This window comes from Streptacidiphilus sp. PB12-B1b (assembly GCF_014084125.1).
In the GTDB taxonomy this organism is placed as follows: domain Bacteria; phylum Actinomycetota; class Actinomycetes; order Streptomycetales; family Streptomycetaceae; genus Streptacidiphilus.
On the sequence record NZ_CP048405.1, the window covers coordinates 2,721,764 to 2,746,093 of the forward strand.

Sequence of the window (24,330 nt, forward strand, 5' to 3'; positions counted from 1 at the left end):
CCTCGCCGTGCTCGCGGCAGCGGGCGTCAGCCGCCGAACTCCTGCAGCCCCTTGCGGGCCTGGTCCAGCAGCTCGCGGCGGCCGGACAGCTCGGCCTCCAGCTTGGCGACGCGGGAGGAGTCGTTCTTGGCGCGGGCCGCCTCGATCTGCTTCTCCAGCTTGTCCACGGCCGCCTGCAGCAGCCCGGTCATGCCCTCGGCGCGGGCCCGGGCCTCCGGGTTGCTGCGCTGCCACTCGGCCTCCTCGGCCTCGCGGATCGCCCGGTCCACCGTGTGCAGCCGGGCCTCCAGCTTCGGCCGGGCGTCGCGCGGCACGTGCCCGATCTCCTCCCAGCGCTCGCTGATCGAGCGGTAGGACGCCTTGGCGGCCTTCAGGTCGCCGATCGGCAGCAGCGCCTCGGCCTCGACCAGCAGCGCCTCCTTGAGCGTCTGGTTCTCCCGCTCACCGGCGTCCCGCTCGTCGAAGACGGCCGAGCGCGCCTGGAAGAAGACGTCCTGGGCGCCCCGGAACCGGGCCCACAGCTCGTCCTCGGCCTCGCGCTGGGCGCGGCCCGCGGCCTTCCACTCGGTCATCAGCTCGCGGTAGCGGGCCGCGGTGGCGCCCCAGTCGGTGGAGCCGGAGAGCGACTCGGCCTCCTTGGCCAGCTTCTCCTTCTGCTGCCTGGCCTCGTCGCGCTGCTGGTCCAGCGTGGCGAAGTGGGCCTTGCGGCGCTTGGAGAAGGTCGAGCGGGCGTGCGAGAAGCGGTGCCACAGCTCGTCGTCGGCCTTGCGGTCCAGCCGGGGCAGCGCCTTCCAGGAGTCCACCAGGGCCCGCAGCCGGTCCCCGGCCTCGCGCCAGGAGGTGGACTCGGCGAGCTGCTCCGCCTCGGAGACCAGGGCCTCCTTGGAGCCCCGGGCCTCCTCCTGGGCCTTGGCGCGGGCGGCCCGGCGCTCCTCGCGGCGGCTCTCCACCTCGCTCACCAGGGCGTCCAGCCGCTTGGCGAGAGCGGCCAGATCGCCCACCGCGTGGCCCTCGACCACCTGCGCCCGCAGGTGCTCGACGGCGGTCAGGGCGTCCTTCGCGGCGAGGTCGGTCGTGCGCACCCGGCGCTCCAACAGGCCGATCTCGACGGCGATGCCGTCGTACTTCCGGGTGAAGTAGGCGAGGGCCTCATCGGGGGAACCTGCCTGCCACGAGCCGACGACGCGCTCGCCCTCGGCCGTCCGCACGTAGACGGTCCCCTCGTCGTCGACACGGCCCCACGGGTCGCTGGTCACAGCGCCTCCTCCATATGGCGGCCCTCCGCTGGGGGAGGGCCACCCTCCACAGTTCGTTGCCCGGCCTGGCTCAGACTGGCCACCGGGGTCAAGGCACCCTACAAGACGCCAACATAGGCGACCGGTACTGGTGCTGTCCGTATCCCGGCGGCGAAAACTGTGCCGCGTCCCGGGGCGGACCGGTCAGGCCTTGGTCGCGGTCACCTTCTGCATGATCACGCTCTCCTTCGGGTGACCGTCGCCGGTGCTCGGGCTGTCGGTGCCCTGCGCCGCGATGGCGTCCAGCACGTTCATGCCGCCGGTGATGGTGCCGAACGGGGTGTAGGACGGCGGCAGCGGGCTGTCCTTGTAGACCAGGAAGAACTGGCTGCCGTTGGTGTTGGGGCCGGAGTTGGCCATGGCCACGGTGCCCGCCGGGTAGGTCACGGTGGCGCCGGAGCCGAACGCCTTGAGGTTCTCGTCCTTGAAGTTGTAGCCCGGGCCGCCGGAGCCGGTGCCGGTCGGGTCGCCGCACTGGAGCACGTAGATGCCGGTGGTGGTGAGCCGGTGGCAGACCACGTTGTCGAAGTAGTGCTGGTCGGCCAGGAACACGAACGAGTTGACGGTGACCGGGGCGACCGCCGGGTTCAGCTGCAGCGAGACCGCGCCGCGGTTGGTGTCGATGGCGATGTCGTACTTGGCCTTGGTGTCGATGGTCATCGCCGGGGCGGTCTTCCACTGCTTGCCGCTGTTCTTGGGCACCGTGAACGAGGGCGAGGCGGAGGGCGACGCGGTGGGGGAGGCCGCGGCCTTGTCCGCCGAGACGCTCTTCTTGCCGCCGGAGCCCACGCCCCACCAGATGCCGCCGGCGACCAGCGCCGCCGCGACCACCGCCGCACCGGCGATCAGCGCGTTCCGCCGGGCCCGGCGCACCGCCTCGGCCCTGGCCCTCATCTGCCGCTCGTACTTGAGCTGGGCCAGCTGGCGCTGCCGCTTCTCCTTGTCCTTCGACAGCGCGGGCCGGTGCGGCTTCGTCGTGTTCCTGCTGGCCACCGACAGTCACTCCCTCTGACGTCCCCGCACCTCGCCGGTGGGGATCTCTCCACTCGTTGGGCGCTCAGTGTAGGGAGCAAATCTTTAAATGCGCCCTCAGGTCCAGAAATTCACAGTCGGCGGCGTCCGGTGCTATCGGTTCGCGCGCGTCCCCGCCCCGCCGGTAGGCTGCGGGCAGACTTCCCGCGCTGCCGAGCGCACCGCCGAGACCGCCTCCGACGTGCAAAGGACCCACGTGTTCATCGCCGGCTTCCCCGCAGGGGCCTGGGGCACCAACTGCTACCTGGTCGCCCCGGCGGCCGGCGAGGAGTGCGTCATCGTCGACCCCGGCCACCTGGCCGCCGCCGGGGTGGAGGAGGCGGTCCGCGAGCACGGCCTCAAGCCGGTCGCGGTGGTGCTCACCCACGGGCACATCGACCACGTCGCCTCGGTCGTCCCGGTCTGCGGCGCGCGCGGCATCCCGGCCTGGATCCACCCCGAGGACCGGTACATGCTGGCCGATCCGGAGCGGGCGCTCGGCCGGGCGCTGGGCGCCAAGCTGATGGGCGACCTGACCGTCGGCGAGCCCGACGACGTCCGGCTGCTCACCGACGGCAGCGTGCTGGAGCTGGCCGGGCTGCGGCTCACCGTCGACCACGCCCCCGGCCATACCGGGGGGTCGGTGACCTTCCGCACCCCCGCCGCGCCGGACCTGCCGCCGGTGCTGTTCTCGGGGGACCTGCTCTTCGCCGGCTCCGTAGGACGTACCGATCTCCCCGGGGGCGACCACGCCGCCCTGCTGCGGTCGCTGGCACGCGTGTGCCTGCCGCTCCAGGACGAGACCGTGGTCCTCTCCGGACACGGCCACCAGACCACCATCGGCCGCGAGCGCGCCACCAACCCGTACCTGCTGCAGGTCGCGGGCGCGACCGCCGAAGGCACCGCCGCACCGCGGCGAGGAATGTGACAGACAATCAGATGAGCACCTTCTCCGCCCCCAAGGGCACGTACGACCTGCTGCCGCCCGACTCCGCGACCGTCCTGGCCGTGCGCGAGGCCCTGGCCGCGCCGCTGCGCCGGGCCGGCTACGGCTACATCGAGACCCCGGTCTTCGAGGACGTCGCGCTGTTCTCCCGGGGCGTCGGCGAGTCCACCGACATCGTCTCCAAGGAGATGTACGCCTTCACCACCCGCGGCGGCGACGAGCTGGCGCTGCGCCCCGAGGGCACCGCCTCGGTGCTGCGCGCCGCGCTCCAGGCCAACCTGCACCGCACCGGCAACCTCCCGGTCAAGCTCTGGTACTCCGGCTCGCAGTACCGCTACGAGCGCCCGCAGAAGGGCCGCTACCGGCAGTTCTGGCAGGTCGGCGCGGAGGCCATCGGCGCCGAGGACCCGGCCCTGGACGCCGAGCTGATCATCCTCGCCGACGACGCCTACCGCTCGCTGGGCCTGCGGAACTTCCGCATCCTGCTGAACAGCCTCGGCGACCGGCAGTGCCGCCCGGTCTACCGCGCCGCGCTGCAGGAGTTCCTGCGCGGCCTGGAGCTGGACGAGGACACCGTGCGACGGGCCGAGCTGAACCCGCTGCGGGTGCTGGACGACAAGCGCGCCTCGGTGCAGGCGCAGCTGGTGGGCGCGCCGATGCTGGCCGACTACCTGTGCGAGGACTGCAAGGCGTACCACGAGCAGGTCCGCGAGCTGCTCACCGCGGCCGGGGTCGGCTTCGAGGACGACCCCAAGCTGGTCCGCGGCCTGGACTACTACACCCGCACCACCTTCGAGTTCGTGCACGACGGCCTGGGCTCGCAGTCCGCCGTCGGCGGCGGCGGGCGCTACGACGGCCTGTCCGAGATGATCGGCGGCCCGGCGCTGCCGTCCGTCGGCTGGGCGCTGGGCGTGGACCGCACGCTGCTGGCGCTGGAGGCCGAGGGCGTCGTCCGGGAGCCCGCGCCCAGCAGCGACGTCTTCGCCGTGCCGCTCGGCGAGCAGGCCCGCAAGGTGCTGTTCGGCGCCGTCACCGGGCTCCGCCGGGAGGGCGTCAGCGCCGACCTCGCGTATGGCGGCAAGGGGCTCAAGGCGGCCATGAAGGCCGCCGACCGGTCCGGCGCGCGGTTCGCGCTGGTCGCCGGGGAACGGGACCTCGCCGAGGGGCTCGTCCAGCTCAAGGACCTCACCAGCGGCGACCAGACCCCGGTCGCCCTCGACGCTCTCGTCGCCACCCTGAAGGAGAAGCTGAAGTGATCCGCAGCCATGAAGCCGGCACGCTCCGCCCGGAGCACGCCGGCACCACCGTGACCCTCGCAGGCTGGGTCGCCCGCCGCCGCGACCACGGCGGTGTCGCCTTCATCGACCTGCGCGACGCCTCCGGCACCGTCCAGGTCGTCGTCCGCGACCTGGACGCGGTCTCCGAGCTGCGCTCCGAGTGGTGCGTCAAGGTCGTCGGCGACGTCCGGGTGCGGCCCGAGGGCAACGAGAACCCGGACATCCCGACCGGGGCGATCGAGGTCGTGGTCAGCGAGCTGACCGTGCTCTCCGAGTCCGCCGCGTTGCCGTTCCAGGTGGCCGAGTACGAGCCCGGCTCGGTCAACGAGGAGGTCCGGCTCCGCTACCGCTACCTGGACCTGCGCCGCGAGGGCCCGGCCAAGGCGCTGCGGCTGCGGTCCAAGGCGACCCACATCATCCGTACGGTGATGGAGGAGAACGACTACCTCGACATCGAGACCCCGTACCTGACCCGCTCCACCCCCGAGGGCGCGCGCGACTTCCTGGTGCCGGTCCGGCTGCAGCCGGGCCACTGGTACGCGCTGCCGCAGTCGCCGCAGCTGTTCAAGCAGCTGCTGATGGTCGCCGGGATGGAGCGCTACTACCAGATCGCGCGCTGCTTCCGGGACGAGGACTTCCGCGCCGACCGGCAGCCGGAGTTCACCCAGCTGGACGTCGAGGCGTCCTTCGTCGACCAGGAGGACGTCCTGGCGCTCGGCGAGAAGCTGGTCTCCCGGATCTGGAGCGAGGTCCACGGCCACCAGGTGCAGCTGCCGCTGCCCCGGCTGACCTACGCGGACGCCATGGCCCGCTACGGCTCGGACAAGCCCGACGTCCGCTTCGGCAACGAGCTGGTGGACCTCACCGGGTACTTCGCCGGCACCGAGTTCCGGGTCTTCCAGGCCCCGTACGTCGGCGCGGTGGTCATGCCCGGCGGCGCCTCGCAGCCGCGCAAGCAGCTGGACGCCTGGCAGGACTGGGCCAAGGCGCGCGGCGCCCGCGGCCTGGCGTACGTGCTGGTCGACGCCGACACCGGCGAGCTGCGCGGCCCGGTCGCCAAGAACCTCTCCGAGGCGCACCTGGCCGGACTGGCCGAGGCGGCCGGCGCCGAGCCGGGCGACGCGGTGTTCTTCGCGGCCGGCAAGAAGACCCCCTCGCAGGAGCTGCTGGGCGCGGCCCGGCTGGAGATCGGCCGCCGCTGCGGCCTGATCGACGAGTCCGCCTGGGCGTTCCTGTGGGTCGTGGACTTCCCGATGTTCGAGCCGATCGAGGACGACAAGGGCGAGTTCCAGGGCTGGCACGCGGTGCACCACCCCTTCACCGCGCCCACCGCCGAATCCCTGGACACCTTCGACAAGGACCCGGGCTCGGCCCTGTCCAACGCCTACGACCTGGTGCTGAACGGCAGCGAGATCGGCGGCGGCTCGATCCGTATCCACCAGAAGGACGTGCAGAAGCGGGCCTTCGACGCGATCGGCCTGTCCGAGGAGGAGGCGCAGTCGCAGTTCGGCTTCCTGCTGAACGCCTTCGACTTCGGCCCGCCGCCGCACGGCGGCATCGCGCTGGGCCTGGACCGGCTGGTGGCGCTGCTCGGCGGCTACGAGACCATCCGCGACGTGATGGCCTTCCCGAAGACCTCCACCGGCGGCGACCCGCTGACCGGTGCGCCCACGCCGATCACCGCGCAGCAGCGCAAGGAGGCCGGGGTCGACGCCCAGCCGAAGGCCAAGGAGCAGGCGGAGAGCTGAACGGCCCGGCAGCAGCGCGCAGTACCGTGTCCGCCACCCCGCCCGGGGCGGCGGACACGGCTGTCATCCCAGCTCGGCGCAGCCGCGCAGGTCGGCCGTGCGTGCGGGCGGGGCGGCGTCCAGTTCCAGCACGGTCAGCTCGTTGCTCCCGGGGCGCAGCAGCGGCCAGGGCAGGTAGAGGGTGCGCTGCGGGCCGCGGTCCCAGTAGCGGCCGAGCAGGACGCCGTTGATCCAGGCGTAGCCCTTGGTCCAGCCGGGCAGCGCCAGGTAGGCGTCGGCGGGCTCGTCGACCTGGAACCGGCCGCGGTGGAACGCCGGGCCCGTGCCGCGGGGGGCCGTGGCCGCGTCGCCGGGGGCGTGGTCCCGGGCCGCTTCGCCGCCGGGCCAGGGCAGGACGCCGGGGGTGCCGTCGCGCAGCGGCATCGGCTCCACCGTCCACTGGTGCAGGTACTGCTGGGTGTGCAGCACGCCCGCGACGCCCTTGCGGTCGCCCAGCCCGGCCCCGTAGTTGACCCGGCCCATGGACTCCACCAGCAGGGTCAGCTCCGCCGACGGCCCGGGGACGGCGAACTCCACCGCCGGCTGCTGCGGGTCGTCGCGCTCCAGCACCGCCAACAGCCGCCCGTCCAGGTGCACATGGGCGCGGTCGGCCAGGCCCTGGACGGTCAGCGGGTGGGCGCGGCGCGGGCCGGGGACGCGGGTGCGGTAGAGCGCCAGGCCGTGCTCCAGGCCCATCTCCTCGAACGAGGGCGGCACCGGCGCGTGCACCGTGCCGGTGCTCAGGCTGCGGACGGCGTCGGCCAGCGGCAGCCGTTCGGACAGCTCCACCCGGGTCGGCGGCAGCGTCGGGGGCAGGGCGGGCGGCTCGGGCGGCGCCTGGTCGGCGTGGGCGGCCAGCAGTTCGCGGTAGGCCCAGAACTTGGCGGTCGGCGCGCCGCGTTCGTCGACCGGGGCGTCGTAGTCGTAGGAGGTCACGGTCGGCTGGTAGCCGTGCCCGGTGACCGGGTCGGCGGTGTTGGCCCCGGCCCAGGTGCCGAAGTTGGTGCCGCCGTGCGCCATGTAGAGGTTGACCGAGGCCCCGGCGTCGAGGATCTCCCGCAGGGCCGCCGCGGCGTCCTCGGCCGGGCGGGTGGTGTGCTTCTCGCCCCAGTGGTCGAACCAGCCGTTCCAGAACTCCATGCACACCGGCGGGTCCTGGGGCCGGTGCGCGCGCAGCGCGGCGAACGCCTCGGCGGCGCGGCTGCCGAAGTTGACGGTGGCCAGGTGGCCGGGGAGCGAGCCGCCGGTGAGGAAGAAGTCGTCCGGGCCGTCGGAGGTGAACAGCGGGACGTCGATGCCGCGGTCGCGCAGCGCCCGGGCCAGGTGGGCCAGGTACGGCCGGTCGGTGCCGTAGGAGCCGTACTCGTTCTCGATCTGGACCATCAGCACGTTGCCGCCGCGGGTGGTCTGCCGCTGCGCGATCATCGGCACCAGCCGGTCGTACCAGCGGTCCACCAGCGCCAGGAAGCGCGGGTCGGCGGTGCGCAGCCGCAGGTCGCGGTCGGCCAGCAGCCACCAGGGCAGGCCGCCGTTCTCCCACTCGGCGCAGATGTACGGGCTGGGGCGGACGACCGCGTGCAGCCCGGCCTCGGCGGTCAGGTCGAGGAACCGGCCGAGGTCGGCGATGCCGCCGAAGTCGTAGACGTCGGGCCGGGGTTGGTGCAGGTTCCAGGGCACGTAGGTCTCGACGGTGTTGAGGCCCATGGCGCGCAGCGTGCGCAGCCGGTGCGGCCACTGCTCGGGCCGGCTGCGGAAGTAGTGCAGCGCGCCGGAGAGCAGCCGCAGCGGGCGTCCACCGAGGGTGAACCCGCCGGGGGCGATCTCCAGGACCGGGCCGCCACGGGTGTCGGCGGCCTCGGTGGTCTCGGTGTCCTGCTGGCGCACGCCCTGCCTCCATCGGGTTCGATTCACGCACATATGAGCACACGACCAGGGGCTGGTTTGTGTGTTTCTGCAAAGTTTCCCCGCAGAAGCTGTTGACTAGTGTTCAGTTTGCCCTAAGGATGCGCAGAAACGAAAGCTCTAACCCCCGAGGAGTTCCCTGTGACGTCCCGACGGATGTGCGCCGCCGGCCTCGCCGCCGCCACCCTGGCCGCCCTCACCGCCTGCGGCGGCAGCACCCCCGGCGGCTCCGGCGGCACCGGCAGCGCGGCCGGGCCCGTGACCCTCCAGTTCTGGGGCTGGGCGCCCGGCTACCAGCAGTCCGTCGCCCTGTTCAACAAGACCCACCCCGACATCCGGGTCACCTTCCAGACCACCGCCTCCGGCGCCAAGGGCGGCTACACCAAGATGCTGACGGCCGTGAAGGCCGGCAATGCCCCGTGCCTGGCCCAGGTGGGCTACGAGACGCTGCCCAGCTTCGCCGCCGCCGGGGCGCTCCAGGACGTCTCCGCCTACGCCGACGCCGCCAAGCCGCAGTTCGCCGCCTGGACCTGGAACCAGGTCGGCATCGGCGGCCAGGTCTACGGCATACCGGTGGACACCGCGCCGATGGCGCTGCTCTACCGCAAGGACCTGTTCGCCAAGTACGGCATCACCGCCCCGCCGCAGACCTGGGCGCAGTACGCCGCCGACGCCGCCAGGGTGCACGCCGCCGACCCCAAGGTCTACCTCGGGGACTTCGGCAACGACGCCTACCAGTACGCCGGGCTCGCCTGGCAGGCCGGCGCCAAGTGGTTCGGCACCAGCGGCGACGCCTGGCAGGTCAGCATCGACAGCCCGGCCAACGCCAAGGTGGCCGGCTACTGGCAGGGCCTGCTGGCCCAGCACCTGCTCAAGGCCGACCCCAGCTACGACGCCTCGCTCTACAAGGACATGGGCGACGGCACCGTCCTCTCCGACGTCAACGCGGTCTGGGACGCGCCGATCATCGCCTCCAGCGTCGACAAGTCGACCTCGGGCGACTGGGCGGTCGCGCCCATGCCGGTCTGGAACGCCGCCGACCCGGTCTACGGCAACGACGGCGGCTCGGCCACCGCCGTGCTCAAGGGCTGCGCCGACCCCAAGGCCGCCACCGAGTTCGCGGTGTGGATGAGCACCGACGCCGCCAGCGTCAGCAACCTGATCAAGGTCACCGGCATCTACCCGGCCGCCACCTCCGGGCTGCAGAACCCGCAACTCAACGCCCCCGACGCCTTCTACGGCAACCAGGTCATCTACGACGTCTTCCGGGACGAGACCCCGAAGATCGACACCAGCTGGCAGTGGGGCCCCACCATGACCCAGACCTCCACCGACCTCGGCACCGGCCTCGGCCGGGCCGGCAGCGGCAGCAGCACCCTGCCCGGCGTCCTCGGCAGCGTCCAGAGCTCCACCGTGGCCGAGCTGAAGAACCAGGGCCTCAGCGTCGGCTGACCGACCGCACGCCGCCGGGGCGCACGCCGCCGGGGCGCCGCACCCGGCCCCGCCGCCCCGGCACCGGCACCGGCACCAGACCGGGCACCGCACGTAGGAGAAGCTCCGTGACCACCTCGCCACCCCTGCCCGCACCCGTCGCGGCGCGCCGCCGACCGCGCCGCGCCGCGCGGCGGAACCGCCCCGGCCGCACCGCCGCCGGGTTCCTGCTCCCGTTCGTCCTGCTGTTCGTCTGCCTCTACCTGGCGCCGATCGGCTACTCCGTCTACCAGAGCCTGTTCACCCTGCACCGCTCCGGGCTCGGACTGACCGCCCCCACCCAGGTGTTCGGCGGCCTCGCCAACTACACCCGGGCCCTGGGCGACGCCGCGTTCCGCTCCTCGCTGCTGCGGGTGCTGCTGATCGGCGTGGTCCAGGTGCCGCTGATGCTGGGCCTGGCCCTCGCCCTGGCGCTGCTGCTGGACGCCCGCACCACCCTGTTCAAGCGCTTCTTCCGGCTGGCGTTCTTCCTGCCGTACGCGCTGCCCGGGGTGATCGGCGCGATCATGTGGTCCTTCCTGTACGCGCCCGGGCTCAGCCCGCTCAGCTCCGCGCTGGCCCACCTCGGCCTGCACGTGGACTTCGTCTCCGGCTCCATGCTGGCGCCCTCCATCGGCAACATGGTCACCTGGGGCTGGACCGGCTACAACATGCTGATCATCTACTCGGCGCTGCAGGCTGTCCCGGCCGAACTGGGCGAGGCCGCCACCATGGACGGCTGCGGCCCCTGGCGGATCGCCTGGCACATCAAGATCCCGGCGGTGCGCTCGGCACTGGTGCTGACCACCGTGTTCTCCATCATCGGCACCGCCCAGCTGTACAACGAGCCGGCCGTGCTGCAGAACATCGCACCGACCCTGAGCAGCAGCTACACACCCATCTTCGCCGCCTACAACGCCGTCAACGACAACGACTTCGGCCGCGCCGCCGCCGACTCCGTGATCGTGGCCCTGCTGACCTTCGTGCTGTCGTTCGGTCTGCTGCGCCTCGTCCAGCGCCGGGGGGACACCCAGTGAGCCTGCACCTGACCGACCGTCCGGCCGCCGCGGCCGCCACCCGCGAGCCCGCCCGGCCCCGCCGCGGCTTCTCGCCCGCCCGCTGGGTGATCCTGGCCGGGATGCTGCTCTCCGCCGTCTACTTCCTGCTGCCGGTGTGGTGGCTGCTGGTCAACTCGACCAAGCCGAACGACCAGCTGTACTCCACCAATGGCTTCTGGTTCGCCCGGTTCGAGCTGTTCGCCAACGTCCGGTCGGTGTTCACCCGCAGCGGCGGCATCTACGCCCACTGGCTGGCCAACAGCGCGCTGTACGCGGTCGGCGGCGCGGCGGTCTCCACCCTGGTCGCGGCCATGGCCGGGTACGCCCTGGCCAAGTTCCGCTACCGGGGCCGGGAGGCGGTGTTCAACATCGTGCTGGGCGCGGTGCTGATCCCGCAGCCGCTGCTGGCCATCCCGCTCTACCTGATGTTCTCGCCGGTGCACCTGGTGAACACCTACTGGAGCGTGCTGTTGCCGAGCATGGTCAGCCCGTTCGGCGTCTACCTGTCCCGGGTGTACGCGGCGGCGTCCGTCCCGGACGAGCTGCTGGAGGCGGGGCGCATCGACGGCGCCGGGGAGCTGCGGATCTTCGCCACCCTGGCGCTGCGGGTGATGTCCCCGGCCCTGGTCACGGTCTTCCTGTTCCAGTTCGTCTCGATCTGGACCAACTACCTGCTGCCCGCGCTGATGCTGGCCGACAACCGGCTGCAGCCGGTCACCGTGGGCATCGTCGGCTGGCAGGCGCAGCGCGGCATCGGCCAGGCGTCGGTGCCGTTCACCATCGTGATCACCGCCGCCCTGGTCTCGGTGGTCCCGCTGGTGGCGATGTTCCTGTTCCTGCAGCGGTTCTGGCGCTCGGGTCTGATCGCCGGGAGCGTCAAGGCCTGACCGCGCACCCCCTCGGACGGGGTCCGGCGCGGCCTGGCGCGCCGGACCCTGCGGCCCACCGGAGCGGTCAGACCCGGTCCAGGTAGCCGTTGCCGACCAGCCACATGACATTGAGCTGGGCGGGCGCGCCCGGCACCAGCGACCCGTCCAGCTGGTACTGCCAGCCGTGACCGGGCTGGCCGAACCAGGGGGCGATCGGACCGGCGTCCACGGTGAACGCCTTGACCACCCGGTAGTCGTGGTAGTTGCAGCCTGCCGCGGGGGTGCCGTCCAGACTGGACGGCGGGATGGAGCGGGCGCCGTACGACAGGCCCGCCGGGGCCAGGAACGAGCCGTACTCGCTGCCGTAGCGGTCGATGTCCTGCCCGGGCCGCAGGGTCTGGGTGGTCTCGATCGGCTTGCCGTCCCCGGCGATCACATAGCCGTTGTCCGGCGGGTAGATCCAGCCCGGTGCGCCGCCGTTGGCGGTCGGACTGTAGTACTGGGCCAGCAGCTGGGCGTCGGTCAGGTCGCCCGAGCGGTGGTAGCCGAACAATTCCGCGCCGACCGGCCCGAACACCGGCAGCTGCTGCGGGCCGAGCCGGGAGTCGCCGTCGAAGAAGGCGGCCGAGCAGGCGTCGAGCGCGGTCGCGGCGCTGCCGGGCGCGGCGGCTGCGGCGGCGGTCGCGGCCGGTACCGACGCCGGGGCCTGTGCCGGGGCCGCGCCGGTGGTGAGCGCCGAGGCCGCCAGTACGGCGGCGGTCGTGAGCAGGGTCGCCAGGTTCCTGCGGATGCGCATGATCCCCCTTTGGATGTGTTCCGTGACGGGTTGTGTGCGTACGGTGACCAGTGAAGCGGGTGTGGCAGGGGCTCGTCAACGGTGCCCGGGGGTCGGCGGGGGCGTGTTGTCGGAGCGGCCCGCTAGTGTCGGGGGAGTGGAACCCGATCTCTTCACCGCCGCCGCCGAGGAACGCCAGGCCAAGGAGCCGGGGCGGTCGCCGCTCGCGGTGCGGATGAGGCCGCGCACGCTGGACGAGGTGGCCGGCCAGCGCCGACTGCTGGGGGAGGGCTCGCCGCTGCGCCGGCTGGTCGCCGGCGCCGCCGGGCCCGCCGCGACCTCCTCGGTGATCCTCTACGGGCCGCCCGGCACCGGCAAGACCACCCTGGCCTATGTGATCAGCCAGGCCACCGAGAAGCGCTTCGTCGAGCTCTCCGCCATCACCGCCGGGGTGAAGGAGGTCCGCGCGGTGATCGAGAGCGCCCGCCGCGAGGTCGGCGCCTCCGGCCGGGAGACCACGCTGTTCCTGGACGAGATCCACCGCTTCTCCAAGGCCCAGCAGGACAGCCTGCTGCCCGCGGTGGAGAACCGCTGGGTCACGCTGATCGCGGCCACCACCGAGAACCCGTACTTCTCGGTGATCTCCCCGCTGCTCTCCCGCTCGCTGCTGCTGACCCTGGAGTCGCTGACCGACGAGGACATCCGGGAGCTGCTGCGCCGCGCCGTCGCCGACCAGCGCGGGCTGGCCGGGGCGGTGGCGCTGGCCGAGGACGCCGAGGACCACCTGGTCCGGATCGCCGGGGGCGACGCCCGCAAGGCGCTCACCGCACTGGAGGCGGCCGCCGGGACGGCACTGGCGCTGGGTGCCGACCAGGTCCGGCTGGCCGACGTGGAGCAGGCCGTCGACAAGGCCGCCGTCCGCTACGACCGCGACGGCGACCAGCACTACGACGTGGCCAGCGCGCTGATCAAATCCATTCGCGGCAGCGACGCCGACGCCGCCCTGCACTACCTGGCGCGGATGATCGAGGCCGGGGAGGACCCGCGCTTCATCGCCCGCCGGCTGATGATCTCCGCCAGCGAGGACATCGGCCTGGCCGACCCCAACGCGCTGCCGCTGGCCGTGGCCGCGGCGCAGGCGGTGGCCATGATCGGCTTTCCGGAGGCCGCGCTCACCCTGTCGCACACGGTGATCGCGCTGGCCCTGGCGCCCAAGTCCAACTCCGCCACCACCGCCATCGCCGCCGCCACGGCCGACGTCCGCCAGGGCCTGGCCGGGCCGGTGCCGCCGCACCTGCGGGACGGCCACTACGCCGGGGCCAAGAAGCTCGGCCACGCCCAGGGCTACGTCTATCCGCACGACCTGCCCGAGGGCGTTGCCGCGCAACAGTACGCCCCGGACGCGGTGCACGGCAGGCGCTACTACGAGCCCACCCGGCACGGCGCCGAGGCCCGCTACGCGGACATCGCCGAGTGGGTGCGCGCCCGGCTGGCCGGGGAGTCGGGCGCCTGAGGGCCCTGAGCCCCTGACCGCAGGCCGGTGCTCCGGAGCCGTGGTCACGGGCGCTCCGCGCACCCCGTACACTGGCCGGAGCGAGACGCCCGTGCCCGGGCGCCCGACCTCGGTCGGAGCCCAGGCTTCACCAGCGGGACGTCACACAGGGAGCCCTCCGTCCGCGGGGTGCCTCCAGGAGCGTCGCGCACCCTCGGGTGTCGCGTGCAGCCCACCACCCTCAACGGCGGTGGGCCTGTCGTGTGCTGCACTATGTGCCCGGTACCGGAGAACGGCAGACCGCCCCGCCGCACGGCGGACGGTTTCCCCGGACCGCGTAAGGCGACCTCCTTCAACACCGGTGAGCCAGTCACAAGTTAAGGATGGTTTGGTTCATGGCGAACCAGAAGCGCCCCAAGGTCAAGATCGCCCGTGCCCTGGGCATCCCGCTGACCCCGAAGTCCGTCAAGTACTTCGAGGCCCGCCCCTACCCGCCCGGCCAGCACGGCCGCGGGCGCAAGCAGAACTCGGACTACAAGGTCCGTCTGGTCGAGAAGCAGCGTCTGCGCGCGCAGTACGACCTGAGCGAGACCCAGATGGCCCGCGCGTTCGACCGCGCCCGCAAGGTCGAGGGCAAGACCGGTGAGGCGCTGATCAGCGAGCTCGAGACCCGTCTCGACTCCCTGGTGCTGCGTTCGGGCATCGCCCGCACCATCTACCAGGCCCGCCAGATGGTCGTCCACGGCCACATCGAGGTCAACGGCCAGAAGGTCAACCGTCCCTCGTTCCAGCTGAAGCCGGGCTTCGTGGTGACGGTCCGCGACCGCTCCAAGGAGAAGACCCCCTTCCAGGTCGCCCGCGAGGGTGGCAACGCCGGCGAGGGCCAGACCCCGAAGTACCTCGAGGTCAACCTGAAGGCCCTGGCCTTCCGGCTGGACCGCGCGCCCCAGCGGCGCGAGGTTCCGGTCATCTGCGACGAGCAGCTCGTCGTCGAGTACTACTCGCGCTGACCCGCGAGCGCCCTCGGCAGCTCACCGCCGCCGCGCCCCCGGCAGCCTCACGGCTGTCGGGGGCGCGGTGCGTTCCGGGCCGTCCAGCGCCCGGCGGACGGCGGCCTCCAGCTCCAGCAGCGTGCCCTGGCGGAACGATTCGGCGGCCTCGGCCCCGGACAGCCCGGCCAGCACCCGGGACTCGCACTCCGCGTGCGCCGCGTTGAAGCTGCGCGAGCCGAACAGCGGGATGCCCACCCGGCCCCAGATGGTGTGCGCGGCGCCCTGCAGCAGCCGGGCCTCGCGCAGGTCGCCCGGGCTGCCGTCGGGCCCGGGCTCGGTCGCCAGCAGCGCCAGCACCTCCACCCCGAGCACCGTCCCGACCAGGTCCCGGAACACGTGGTTCAGCCGCACGCACTCCCGGGCCCGCTCCCGGGCGGTCTCCAGGTCACCGCTCAGCCAGGCCGCGTACGCCGCCGCGAACAGCCCGTAGGTGTACGCCCACTGCTCGCCGTGCAGCTCGCACTGGGCCAGCACCCGCGCCATCCAGCCCTCGCCCTGCGCCTGCTCGCCCTGGAACAGCAGGGCCAGGCCCAGCTCGAACATGGCCATCAGCACATTGCTGTTCAGCTCGCCCAGCTTCTCGTAGTGCCACAGCGCCTCCTGGAACAGCTCGGCGGCGCGCGGCAGCTCGTCCCCGATCAGCGCGGCGCAGCCCTGCCGGTGCACGGCGTACGCCAGCGCCCGGTCGTCCCCGGTGGCCAGCGCCTGCCGACGGCACTCCTCCAGCACCGGCCGGGCCCGGAGCAGGTCGCCCTGGAGGGTGGCCACGTAGCCGGTGACCCACAGCGCCTTGGCGCGGGCCTCGGTGGGCTCGGGCCCGGCCGCCAGCGCCAGCTCCAGCCAGTGCCGGCCCTCGCCCAGGTGCCCGCAGCCGACCCAGTAGTACCAGAGGCTCCCGGCGAGGTGCAGCGCCAACTGCTCCTCGCCGGGCTCGCCCAGGCAGAAGTCCATGGCCGCCCGCAGATTGGCGTGCGCCCGGTGGGTGCGGCCGCTGGTCAGCGCCTGGCGCGGGCTGAACCACTCGATCTCGCCCCAGGCCGCCAGGCCGACGTACCAGTCGCGGTGCAGCCTGCGCAGCCGCTGCTCCTCGCCGGAGGCGTGCAGCCAGCCCGCCCCGTACTCGCGCAGGGTGTCCAGCAGCCGGTAGCCGCCGTCGTAGCCCTCCTCGCGCCCGGCCGTGCCGATGCCGCCGCCCGCGCCGTCGGCCGGGGCCTGCTCGCGCAGCACCACCGACTTGGCGACCAGGTCGGCCAGGACCGGCATCACCTCGTCGGCCTGCAGCCCGCGCCCGGAGCAGACGTACTCGGCGGCGTCCAGGTCGAAGCTGCCGGCGAACACCGACAGCCGCGCCCACAGCAGCCGCTCCTGCGGGCTGCACAGCTCGTGGCTCCAGCCGATGGCGGTGCGCAGCGTCCGGTGCCGCGGCACGGCCGAGCGCGAACCGCCGGTGAGCAGCCGGAAGCGGTCGTCCAGGCGCTCGCTGATCTGCTCCACCGACAGCGCCCGCAGCCGCCCGGCGGCCAGCTCCAGCGCCAGCGGGATGCCGTCCAGGCGCAGGCAGAGCGCGGTGACCGCGTCCTGGTTGGCGGGCGTCATCCGGAAGCGGGGGACGACCGCGCGGGCGCGCCGGACGAACAGCGTGACCGCGTCCGCGCCGGGGTGGTCGGCGGGCAGCGGCAGCAGCGGCAGCAGGTGCTCGCCGGCGGCGTCCAGCGGCTGCCGGCTGGTGGCCAGCACCCGCAGGCCGGGCGCGGCGGCCAACAGCCGGGCGGCCAGCGCCGAGCAGGCGTCCACCAGCTGCTCGCAGCCGTCCAGCACCAGCAGCAGCTCGCGCCGGGCCAGGTGGTCCTCCAGCACGTCGGCGGGGGGCCGGGCGGTGCCGTCGGTGAGCCGCAGGCCCTCGGCCACGGCGTGGCCCAGCAGCGCGGCGTCCCGGATCGCTGAGCAGTCCACCACCCAGGCGCCGTCGGCGTGGCCGGGCGCGGCCAGGGCTGCGGCCCGCAGCGCCAGCCGGCTCTTGCCCACGCCGCCCGGGCCGACCACCGTGACCAGCCTGGATTCGGTCAACAGGCGTGCGGTCTCGGCGAGTTCACCGGCCCGCCCGACCAACTCGGTGGTCGGGGACGGCAGGTTGCCGACGCTGCGGGTGGCGCGGTCGATCATCTGTCCCCCTCTGGTACGTGCGGAGGGCGCACCTCACCCGGCCTAACGAGGCGGCGGGCACGAGGTCACGTCGGCCGCCCGCCGGGTGGCCCCGGGCCGGTCCGGTCGGGAAAGCGGGCCCGGCCGCGATAGGGTTCCAGCACCCGGTCCCCATCACCGCTGGTGGTGTGCGCGACCGGTCGGAAGCAAGCGAGCGAGGGAGCGCCAAGGTGTCGGGTGGAGAGGTCGCGGGCCTCGTCGTCGCCGTGTTCTGGGCCGTGCTGGTGACGCTGCTCTGCGTGGTGCTGGTCCGGCTCGCCGGGGCGCTGCGGCAGGCCACCGTGCTGGTCGCCGCCGTCACCGAGCGGACGGTGCCGCTGCTGGACGAGGCCGCCGAGACCCTGCGGGCCGCCAACGACCAGCTGGTGCGGGTGGACGCGATCACCGCCGACGTCCAGGACGCCGCCGCCAACGCCCACGCGCTCTCCTCCACCATGGCGGCGACGCTCGGCGGGCCGCTGGTGAAGCTCTCCGCCTTCAGCTACGGGGTCCGCAGCGCCGTCGCCAGGCAGCGCGCCGCCGGGAACCCGGAGCGGCTGCTGCCGCAGCAGACCGAGCGCGAGCTGATCGCCCGCATGGTCAAGGCCGAGGTGCGGGCCGCCACCGCCAAGCGCGGGATCTTCGCCCGCCTGCTCACGAAGAGGGGATGATCCCGGTGCGCCGGATCTTCTGGATGGCCGTGGGCGCGGGAGCGACCGTGTGGACCATCAACAAGGCCAACCAGGTCGCCCGCAGCCTCACCCCCGGCAGCCTGGCGGACTCCGCCGCCCGGGGCGCCGCCGACCTCGGCGCGGCCGCCCGCTCCTTCGCGGGCGAGGTGCGCGCCGGAATGCTCCAGCGCGAGCTGGAGCTGAACCGCGAACTCGGCCTGGACGGCAGCGTGCTGGCCGCCCCCGGCGGCTCCGCCGGACCGCTGCTGCGGGGCCGCGCGCAGGACGCCAGGACCCCCCTGACCAGCGCAGGTAAACCGGTCGAGCTGACCGCCCCGGTGCACCATACTTCGGACATCACCCCCTACACCGCCCCGTACGACCGGAATGAGGATTCCCATGGAGTCGGCTGAGATCCGCCGCCGCTGGCTGCGATTCTTCGAGGAGCGCGGCCACACCGTCGTCCCCTCGGCGTCGCTGATCGCAGACGACCCGACGCTGCTGCTGGTCCCGGCCGGCATGGTGCCGTTCAAGCCGTACTTCCTCGGCGAGGTCAGGCCGCCCTTCAGCCGCGCCACCAGCGTGCAGAAGTGCGTCCGCACGCCGGACATCGAGGAGGTCGGCAAGACCACCCGGCACGGCACCTTCTTCCAGATGTGCGGCAACTTCTCCTTCGGGGACTACTTCAAGGAGGGGGCGATCCGGTACGCGTGGGACCTGCTCACCCTCCCGCTCGACGACGGCGGCTACGGGCTGGACCCGGAGCGGCTGTGGATCACCGTCTACCTGGACGACGACGAGGCCGAGACCATCTGGCGGGAGAAGATCGGCGTCCCGGCCGAGCGGATCCAGCGCCTGGGCAAGAAGGACAACTTCTGGTCCATGGGCGTCCCCGGCCCCTGCGGTCCCTGCTCGGAGATCAACTACGACCGGGGCCCGGAGTTCGGCGCCGAGGGCGGCCCGGCCGTCAACGACGAGCGCTACGTGGAGATCTGGAACCTGGTCTTCATGCAGTTCGAGCGCGGTGCGGGCGACGGCAAGGAGGACTTCCCGATCCTCGGCGACCTGCCCGCCAAGAACATCGACACCGGCCTCGGCCTGGAACGCCTGGCGATGATCCTGCAGGGCGTGCAGAACATGTACGAGACCGACACGCTGCGGGTGGTCATGGACACCGCCACCGAGCTGACCGGCGTCCGGTACGGCGCCGCGCACGCCTCGGACGTCTCGCTGCGCGTGGTCGCCGACCACATGCGCACCTCGGTGATGCTGATCGGCGACGGGGTCACCCCCGGCAACGAGGGCCGCGGCTACGTGCTGCGCCGGATCATGCGCCGCGCCATCCGCAACATGCGGCTGCTCGGCGCGCCCGGGCTGGTCGTCGGCGAGCTGGTCGACACCGTGATCAGCACCATGGGCAAGCAGTACCCGGAGCTGGAGAACGACCGCAAGCGCATCGAGAGCGTCGCGCTGGGCGAGGAGACCGCGTTCAACCAGACGCTGAAGGCCGGGACGACCATCCTGGACGGCGCCGTCGCCGAGACCAAGTCCTCCGGCGGCTCGGTGCTGGCCGGGGACAAGGTGTTCCAGCTGCATGACACCTACGGCTTCCCCTACGACCTCACCCTGGAGATGGCCGCCGAGCAGGGCGTCTCCGTGGACGAGGAGGGCTTCCGCCGGCTCATGAAGGAGCAGCGGGACCGTGCCAAGGCCGACGCCAAGGCGAAGAAGATGGGCCACGCCGACGTCTCGGCCTACCGTGAGGTGGCCGACGCCTCCGGCACCACCGACTTCATCGGCTACACCGGCGTCCTGGGCGAGGCCACCGTGGTGGGCCTGCTGGTGGACGGCGTCCCGGCCCCGGCCGCGCACGAGGGCGACGAGGTCGAGGTCATCCTGGACCGCACCCCCTTCTACGCCGAGGGCGGCGGCCAGCTGGCCGACCACGGCCGGATCCGGCTGGACTCCGGCACCGTCGTCGAGGTCCGCGACGTGCAGCAGCCTGTCAAGGGGCTGACCGTGCACAAGGGCACGGTGCTGGTCGGCGAGGTGGTGCTGGGCGCCTCCGCGTACGCGCAGGTGGACGACGAGCGCCGACGCGCGGTCTCCCGCGCCCACTCGGCGACGCACCTGACCCACCAGGCGCTGCGGGACGCGCTCGGCCCGACCGCCGCCCAGGCCGGTTCGGAGAACGCCCCCGGCCGCTTCCGCTTCGACTTCGGCTCCCCGGCCGCCATCCCCGGCTCGGTGCTCACCGACGTCGAGCAGAAGATCAACGAGGTGCTGGCGCGCGAGCTGGACGTCACCGCCGAGATCCTGACCATGGACGAGGCCCGCAAGCAGGGTGCGATCGCCATGTTCGGCGAGAAGTACGGCGACGCGGTCCGGGTGGTCACCATCGGCGACTACTCCAAGGAGCTGTGCGGCGGCACGCACGTCGCCAACACCGCGCAGCTGGGCCTGGTCAAGCTGCTCGGCGAGTCCTCCATCGGTGCGGGCGTGCGCCGGGTCGAGGCGCTGGTCGGCGTGGACGCGTACCGGTTCCTGGCCCGCGAGCACACCGTGCTGGCGCAGCTGACCGAGCTGGTCAAGGGCCGTCCGGAGGAGCTGCCGGAGAAGATCTCGGGCATGCTCGGCAAGCTCAAGGACGCCGAGAAGGAGATCGAGCGCTTCCGCGCCGAGAAGGTGCTGCAGGCCGCCGCCGGGCTGGCCGCGCAGGCCGAGGACGTGGCCGGAACCGCGCTGGTCGCCGCCCGGGTGGCGGACGGCACCTCCGCGGACGACCTGCGCAAGCTGGTGCTGGACGTCCGGCAGCGGCTGAGCGGCGGGCGCCCGGCCGTGGTCGCGGCGTTCACCGTGGCCAACGGCCGCCCGCTGGCGGTGATCGCCACCAACGAGCCGGCGCGCGAGCGCGGCATCAAGGCCGGTGCGCTGGTCCGCACCGCCGCCAAGGCCCTCGGCGGGGGCGGCGGCGGCAAGGACGACGTCGCCCAGGGCGGCGGCACCGACCCGAACGCCGTGGACCAGGCCGTCGCGGCCGTGCGGCACCAGGTCGGCCAGGCGTGACCGAGCAGGGTTCCGGCTCCGGGCAGGACTCCGGGCAGGGCTCCGGCTTCCGGCGGGGGCGGCGGATCGGCGTGGACGTGGGCGACGCCCGGATCGGGGTGGCCTCGTGCGACCCCGACGGGATGCTGGCCACCCCCGTCGAGACCGTCCCCGCCGGGCCCGGCTCGCAGGCGCGGCTGGTCGCCATCGCCGAGGAGTACGACGCCGTCGAGGTGGTGGTCGGGCTGCCGCGTTCGCTCAACGGGGGCGAGGGCCCGGCCGCCGCCAAGGTCCGGACGTACGCGGCGGAGCTGGCGTCGCTGCTGGCGGCCCGTCCGGACGCGGTGCCGGTGCGGCTGGTGGACGAGCGGATGTCCACGGTCACCGCGGCCCAGGGGCTGCGGGCGTCCGGGGTGAAGTCCAAGAAGGGCCGCTCGGTGATCGACCAGGCGGCGGCGGTGGTGATCCTGCAGAGCGCGTTGGAGGGGGAGAAGACCAGCGGTCGGCCCCCGGGGCAGCTGGTCGGTCCGGTGGGCTGAGCGGCCGCCCGGCGGGGGCGGGCCGGGCGCGCCCGGGAGTGGTCATGATCCTTAGATATGGCCGGTTACAGGGCCATACGGGTGATCCGGGGACGAATTCGGGCGTCGGGGGGCGGCGGGGCGGTCACATGTCGGATCATTTCGGAGAACCGCAGTCCTGGCCGAACGGGCCTTTAGGGTAACGTTCCGGTTCACGACGGGCCGATGGCACGTCGGTTCGAACAGTCGGCGGGGAGGTCCCGTCCGACCGGAGGGGATGCCGGTCGCCACGTCGTCCAAGGGGAAGCATGACCGACCAGGGCCGGGGCTACGGCTCCGAACCGTGGGGCCAGGACCCGTACGGCAACGGTGTCCCACCGGTACCCGCTCCCGTCGGACCGCCGCAGCCGCACCCCGGTTGGGGCGCGCCGGTGCAGGCCGCCGACCCGTACCAGGCCGCCCCCGGCCAGGGCGGACCGTACGGCCCCGGCCCGTACCAGGGCCAGCCCGGCCAGCCGCACCCGCAGCAGCCGCAGCATCCCCAGCAGCCGCAGCACCCCCAGTACCAGCAGCCGCAGTACCCCCAGCAGCCGCAGTACGTCCAGCCCGGCTACCCGCAGCAGGGCTATCCCCAGCCCGGCTATCCCCAGCCGGGCTACCCGCAGGGCTATCCCCAGCCCCAGCAGGTCCAGCAGCCGCAACCGCCGCAGCACCAGCAGCCGCCGCAGCCCCAGCAGACCCAGACCCAGGCCCAGGCCCAGCCGCCGGCCGCCCCGGTGCTCGGGCCCGACGGCATAGATTGGGAGGCCGAGGCCGCCGCGCTGGAGGCGGAGGCCGCGGGCGCCCCCGCGGAGGACTCCGCCGACGACTACGGCGAGCCCGGCGAGCCCGGCGAGGCCGCCCCGGAGTCGTACGACGACTCCCAGCACGACAGCTACGACGAGGACGCGGACGGCTACACCCCCTTCCTGCGCGCGCCCGACGAGAGCCGCACCGGCGAGCGCCGCCGCAAGCAGAGCGGCCGGGCCGAGCGCAAGCGCAGCGGTGTGGCCTGCCTGGGCATGTCGCTGCTGCTGGTGGTCGCCCTCGGCGGCGCCTCCTTCTACGGCTACCGCTTCTACGAGAAGCGCTTCGGCCCGCCGCCGGACTACGTCGGCCAGGGCGTCGGCAAGGTCACCGTGGACATCCCCGTCTCCGCGACCGGCACCCAGATGGGCCAGGCCCTGTTCTCCGCCGGGGTGGTCAAGAGCGTCGGCGCGTTCGTCGCCGCGTACAACAAGAACTCCAACGCGACCGGCATCCAGTCCGGCACCTACACCGTGCCCACGCACATGTCCGCCGCCGACGCGATCACCTTCCTGCTGAGCGAGAACGGCGGGGACACGCTGATCATCCCCGAGGGCAAGCGGGCGTCGCAGATCTACACGCTCGTCGACGCCAAGCTCGGCGTGAAGGCCGGGACCACCGCCGCCGTCGCCAAGGCGGACGTGGCCCAGCTCAACCTGCCCTCCTACGCCAACGGCGACATCGAGGGCTTCCTGTGGCCCACCCGCTACCCGGTCAGCCCCGGCATGAAGCCGCTGGACCTGCTGAAGGCGATGGTGTCCAACGCCGTCCAGGAGTACCAGACGCTGAACCTGGACGCCGGGGCCTCCGCGGTGAAGCTGAAGTCGGGCTACCAGGTGCTGATCGAGGCCAGCATCCTGCAGGCCGAGGGCAACAACGTGACCGACTTCGGCAAGATCGCCCGGGTCCTCTACAACCGGCTGAACACCAACGTCACCTACGGCAAGCTGGGGCTGGACACCACACTGGAGTACTACCTGAACGCCCCGCACTTCACCAACGCGCAGAAGAACACCATCACCTCCAGCTACAACACCTACGTCAGCGCCGGGCTGCCGGCCGGGCCGATCAGCAACCCGGGTGAGGAGGCGCTGCAGGCGGTGCTGAACCCGACGCCGGGCAACTGGGCCTACTTCATCGCCATGAGCCCCACCAACACCCAGTTCGCCGAGACCTTCGCCCAGTTCAAGGTGTACGTGCAGCAGTACTGCACGGCCAACCACGAGGGCTTCGACCCGGTCGCGGGGGCGTGCGACTGATGCGCGCCGCCGTGCTGGGCTCGCCCGTCGCCCACTCGCTCTCGCCGGTGCTGCACCGCGCCGCCTACCGGGCGCTGGGGCTGGCCGACTGGCGCTACGACCGGTTCGAGGTGGACGAGGCCGGGCTGCCCGGCTTCCTCGCCGCGCTGGACACCGGCGGCGGGGGCTGGGCCGGGCTGTCGCTGACCATGCCGCTGAAGCGGGCGGTGATCCCGCTGCTGGACGAGGTCGGCCCGGTGGCGCTGGCGGTGGACGCGGTCAACACCGTGGTGTTCCATCCCGACGGCCGCCGCACCGGCGACAACACCGACGTCCCCGGGCTGGTGGCGGCGCTGCGCGAGCGCGGGGTGCGGCGGGTGGAGTCGGCGGCGGTGCTCGGCGCGGGCGCCACCGCCTCCTCGGCGCTGGCCGCCCTGGGTCAGGTCTGCGACGGCGAGGTGACCGCGTACGTGCGCGGCCCGGAGCGCGCGGCGCAGATGCAGGCGCTGGGCGACCGGCTGGGCGTGAAGGTCGCCACCGCGCCCTGGGAGCGCGCCGCCGAGGCGTTCGACCGCCCGCTGACCGTCTCCACCACCCCGGTCGGGGCGACGGACGCGCTCGCCGGAGCGCTCCCGGAGCGCCCCGGAACCCTGTTCGACGTCCTCTACCACCCGTGGCCGACGCCGCTGGCCGCCGCCTGGGCAGAGCGTGGCGGAACCGTCCTCGGCGGCCTGGACCTGCTGGTCCACCAGGCCGTTCTGCAGTGCGAGCAGTTCACCGGAGTCCGCCCGGGACCGCTGGCGGCGATGCGCGCGGCCGGCGAGGCGGCGCTGGCGGGTCCGTAGCCTGGACGGATTCCCGGCTCCGGGTCGTGTCGTGGGAGGATCGAGGCGACGA

19 protein-coding genes are annotated in these 24,330 nt (G+C 73.1%); 14 read left to right on the forward strand and 5 right to left on the reverse strand.

Features of this window, described 5'->3' with window-relative positions; translation table 11 throughout:
• Positions 1-26: 26 nt before the first annotated feature.
• Both GXW83_RS12360 and GXW83_RS12365 read right to left on the reverse strand, forming a co-directional pair.
• On the reverse strand, positions 27-1,256 hold the full coding sequence (locus GXW83_RS12360; protein ID WP_182443120.1) for a DUF349 domain-containing protein: 1,230 nt from the start codon (positions 1,254-1,256) through the stop codon (positions 27-29).
• Between the two features lie 183 nt (positions 1,257-1,439).
• Positions 1,440-2,288 carry a peptidylprolyl isomerase gene (locus GXW83_RS12365; protein WP_370466649.1) on the reverse strand — a complete coding sequence of 283 codons (849 nt, stop codon included), beginning with the start codon at positions 2,286-2,288 and terminating at the stop codon, positions 1,440-1,442.
• Positions 2,289-2,523: 235 nt separating this feature from the next.
• Here GXW83_RS12365 and GXW83_RS12370 point away from each other — a divergent pair, with 235 nt between their 5' ends.
• Genes GXW83_RS12370 through aspS form a run of 3 tightly spaced genes read left to right on the forward strand, consistent with a single transcriptional unit; the run spans position 2,524 to position 6,277 of the window.
• On the forward strand, positions 2,524-3,234 hold the full coding sequence (locus GXW83_RS12370; RefSeq protein ID WP_182443121.1) for an MBL fold metallo-hydrolase: 711 nt from the start codon (positions 2,524-2,526) through the stop codon (positions 3,232-3,234).
• 11 nt (positions 3,235-3,245) lie between these two features.
• Entirely contained in the window at positions 3,246-4,508 is a 1,263-nt protein-coding gene (gene hisS / locus GXW83_RS12375; protein ID WP_182443122.1) for a histidine--tRNA ligase, read from the forward strand.
• Positions 4,505-6,277 carry an aspartate--tRNA ligase gene (aspS, locus tag GXW83_RS12380; RefSeq protein ID WP_182443123.1) on the forward strand — a complete coding sequence of 591 codons (1,773 nt, stop codon included), beginning with the start codon at positions 4,505-4,507 and terminating at the stop codon, positions 6,275-6,277. Before hisS ends, aspS begins: the two co-directional genes overlap by 4 nt.
• A gap of 63 nt (positions 6,278-6,340) precedes the next feature.
• On the opposite strand, the gene GXW83_RS12385 is transcribed toward aspS, so the two are convergent.
• On the reverse strand, positions 6,341-8,200 hold the full coding sequence (locus GXW83_RS12385) for a beta-galactosidase family protein (RefSeq protein ID WP_370466650.1): 1,860 nt from the start codon (positions 8,198-8,200) through the stop codon (positions 6,341-6,343).
• Positions 8,201-8,359: 159 nt separating this feature from the next.
• On the opposite strand from GXW83_RS12385, the gene GXW83_RS12390 reads away from it, so the two are divergent.
• The 3 genes from GXW83_RS12390 to GXW83_RS12400 all read left to right on the forward strand — a co-directional run bounded on the left by GXW83_RS12390 (position 8,360) and on the right by GXW83_RS12400 (position 11,633).
• The gene (locus GXW83_RS12390; protein WP_225446928.1) at positions 8,360-9,670 is read left to right on the forward strand and encodes an extracellular solute-binding protein; all 1,311 of its coding nucleotides are present in this window, start codon (positions 8,360-8,362) and stop codon (positions 9,668-9,670) included.
• Between the two features lie 107 nt (positions 9,671-9,777).
• Complete coding sequence (locus GXW83_RS12395; protein WP_182443125.1) at positions 9,778-10,725, forward strand: carbohydrate ABC transporter permease; 948 nt, start codon at positions 9,778-9,780, stop codon at positions 10,723-10,725.
• Positions 10,722-11,633 carry a carbohydrate ABC transporter permease gene (locus GXW83_RS12400; RefSeq protein WP_225446929.1) on the forward strand — a complete coding sequence of 304 codons (912 nt, stop codon included), beginning with the start codon at positions 10,722-10,724 and terminating at the stop codon, positions 11,631-11,633. The genes GXW83_RS12395 and GXW83_RS12400 overlap by 4 nt, the downstream gene beginning before the upstream one ends.
• 67 nt (positions 11,634-11,700) lie before the next feature.
• Here GXW83_RS12400 and GXW83_RS12405 read toward each other — a convergent pair whose 3' ends face one another.
• Entirely contained in the window at positions 11,701-12,411 is a 711-nt protein-coding gene (locus tag GXW83_RS12405; protein WP_182443126.1) for a TNT domain-containing protein, read from the reverse strand.
• Between the two features lie 136 nt (positions 12,412-12,547).
• On the opposite strand from GXW83_RS12405, the gene GXW83_RS12410 reads away from it, so the two are divergent.
• On the forward strand, positions 12,548-13,903 hold the full coding sequence (locus GXW83_RS12410) for a replication-associated recombination protein A (protein WP_182443127.1): 1,356 nt from the start codon (positions 12,548-12,550) through the stop codon (positions 13,901-13,903).
• A 374-nt stretch (positions 13,904-14,277) separates the two neighbouring features.
• On the forward strand, positions 14,278-14,892 hold the full coding sequence (gene rpsD, locus GXW83_RS12415; protein WP_182443128.1) for a 30S ribosomal protein S4: 615 nt from the start codon (positions 14,278-14,280) through the stop codon (positions 14,890-14,892).
• A gap of 21 nt (positions 14,893-14,913) precedes the next feature.
• Here rpsD and GXW83_RS12420 read toward each other — a convergent pair whose 3' ends face one another.
• Complete coding sequence (locus GXW83_RS12420) at positions 14,914-17,097, reverse strand: regulator (protein ID WP_182443129.1); 2,184 nt, start codon at positions 17,095-17,097, stop codon at positions 14,914-14,916.
• A 209-nt stretch (positions 17,098-17,306) separates the two neighbouring features.
• On the opposite strand from GXW83_RS12420, the gene GXW83_RS12425 reads away from it, so the two are divergent.
• The 6 genes from GXW83_RS12425 to GXW83_RS12450 all read left to right on the forward strand — a co-directional run bounded on the left by GXW83_RS12425 (position 17,307) and on the right by GXW83_RS12450 (position 24,278).
• Positions 17,307-17,786 carry a DUF948 domain-containing protein gene (locus tag GXW83_RS12425; RefSeq protein WP_182443130.1) on the forward strand — a complete coding sequence of 160 codons (480 nt, stop codon included), beginning with the start codon at positions 17,307-17,309 and terminating at the stop codon, positions 17,784-17,786.
• Positions 17,783-18,199 (forward strand): hypothetical protein, encoded by a 417-nt coding sequence (locus GXW83_RS12430; protein ID WP_182443131.1) that lies wholly within the window; start codon positions 17,783-17,785, stop codon positions 18,197-18,199. Before GXW83_RS12425 ends, GXW83_RS12430 begins: the two co-directional genes overlap by 4 nt.
• Entirely contained in the window at positions 18,186-20,852 is a 2,667-nt protein-coding gene (gene alaS, locus GXW83_RS12435) for an alanine--tRNA ligase (protein WP_182443132.1), read from the forward strand. The genes GXW83_RS12430 and alaS overlap by 14 nt, the downstream gene beginning before the upstream one ends.
• A complete protein-coding gene (gene ruvX, locus GXW83_RS12440) occupies positions 20,849-21,370 on the forward strand; it encodes a Holliday junction resolvase RuvX (RefSeq protein ID WP_182443133.1) in 522 nt (173 codons plus the stop codon). The genes alaS and ruvX overlap by 4 nt, the downstream gene beginning before the upstream one ends.
• 287 nt (positions 21,371-21,657) lie before the next feature.
• Positions 21,658-23,454, forward strand: coding sequence for an endolytic transglycosylase MltG (gene mltG / locus GXW83_RS12445; RefSeq protein WP_182443134.1), 1,797 nt, complete (start codon positions 21,658-21,660; stop codon positions 23,452-23,454).
• The gene (locus GXW83_RS12450; RefSeq protein WP_182443135.1) at positions 23,454-24,278 is read left to right on the forward strand and encodes a shikimate dehydrogenase; all 825 of its coding nucleotides are present in this window, start codon (positions 23,454-23,456) and stop codon (positions 24,276-24,278) included. Before mltG ends, GXW83_RS12450 begins: the two co-directional genes overlap by 1 nt.
• Positions 24,279-24,330: the final 52 nt, after the last annotated feature.

Bases quoted from the DNA above. Each gene is read 5' to 3' on its own strand.
- hisS (WP_182443122.1), top strand. From the start codon at position 3,246: ATGAGCACCTTCTCCGCCCCCAAGGGCACGTACGACCTGCTGCCGCCC.
- GXW83_RS12405 (WP_182443126.1), bottom strand. From the start codon at position 12,411: ATGCGCATCCGCAGGAACCTGGCGACCCTGCTCACGACCGCCGCCGTA.
- rpsD (WP_182443128.1), top strand. From the start codon at position 14,278: ATGGCGAACCAGAAGCGCCCCAAGGTCAAGATCGCCCGTGCCCTGGGC.
- GXW83_RS12420 (WP_182443129.1), bottom strand. From the start codon at position 17,097: ATGATCGACCGCGCCACCCGCAGCGTCGGCAACCTGCCGTCCCCGACC.
- GXW83_RS12430 (WP_182443131.1), top strand. From the start codon at position 17,783: ATGATCCCGGTGCGCCGGATCTTCTGGATGGCCGTGGGCGCGGGAGCG.
- alaS (WP_182443132.1), top strand. From the start codon at position 18,186: ATGGAGTCGGCTGAGATCCGCCGCCGCTGGCTGCGATTCTTCGAGGAG.
- mltG (WP_182443134.1), top strand. From the start codon at position 21,658: ATGACCGACCAGGGCCGGGGCTACGGCTCCGAACCGTGGGGCCAGGAC.
- GXW83_RS12450 (WP_182443135.1), top strand. From the start codon at position 23,454: ATGCGCGCCGCCGTGCTGGGCTCGCCCGTCGCCCACTCGCTCTCGCCG.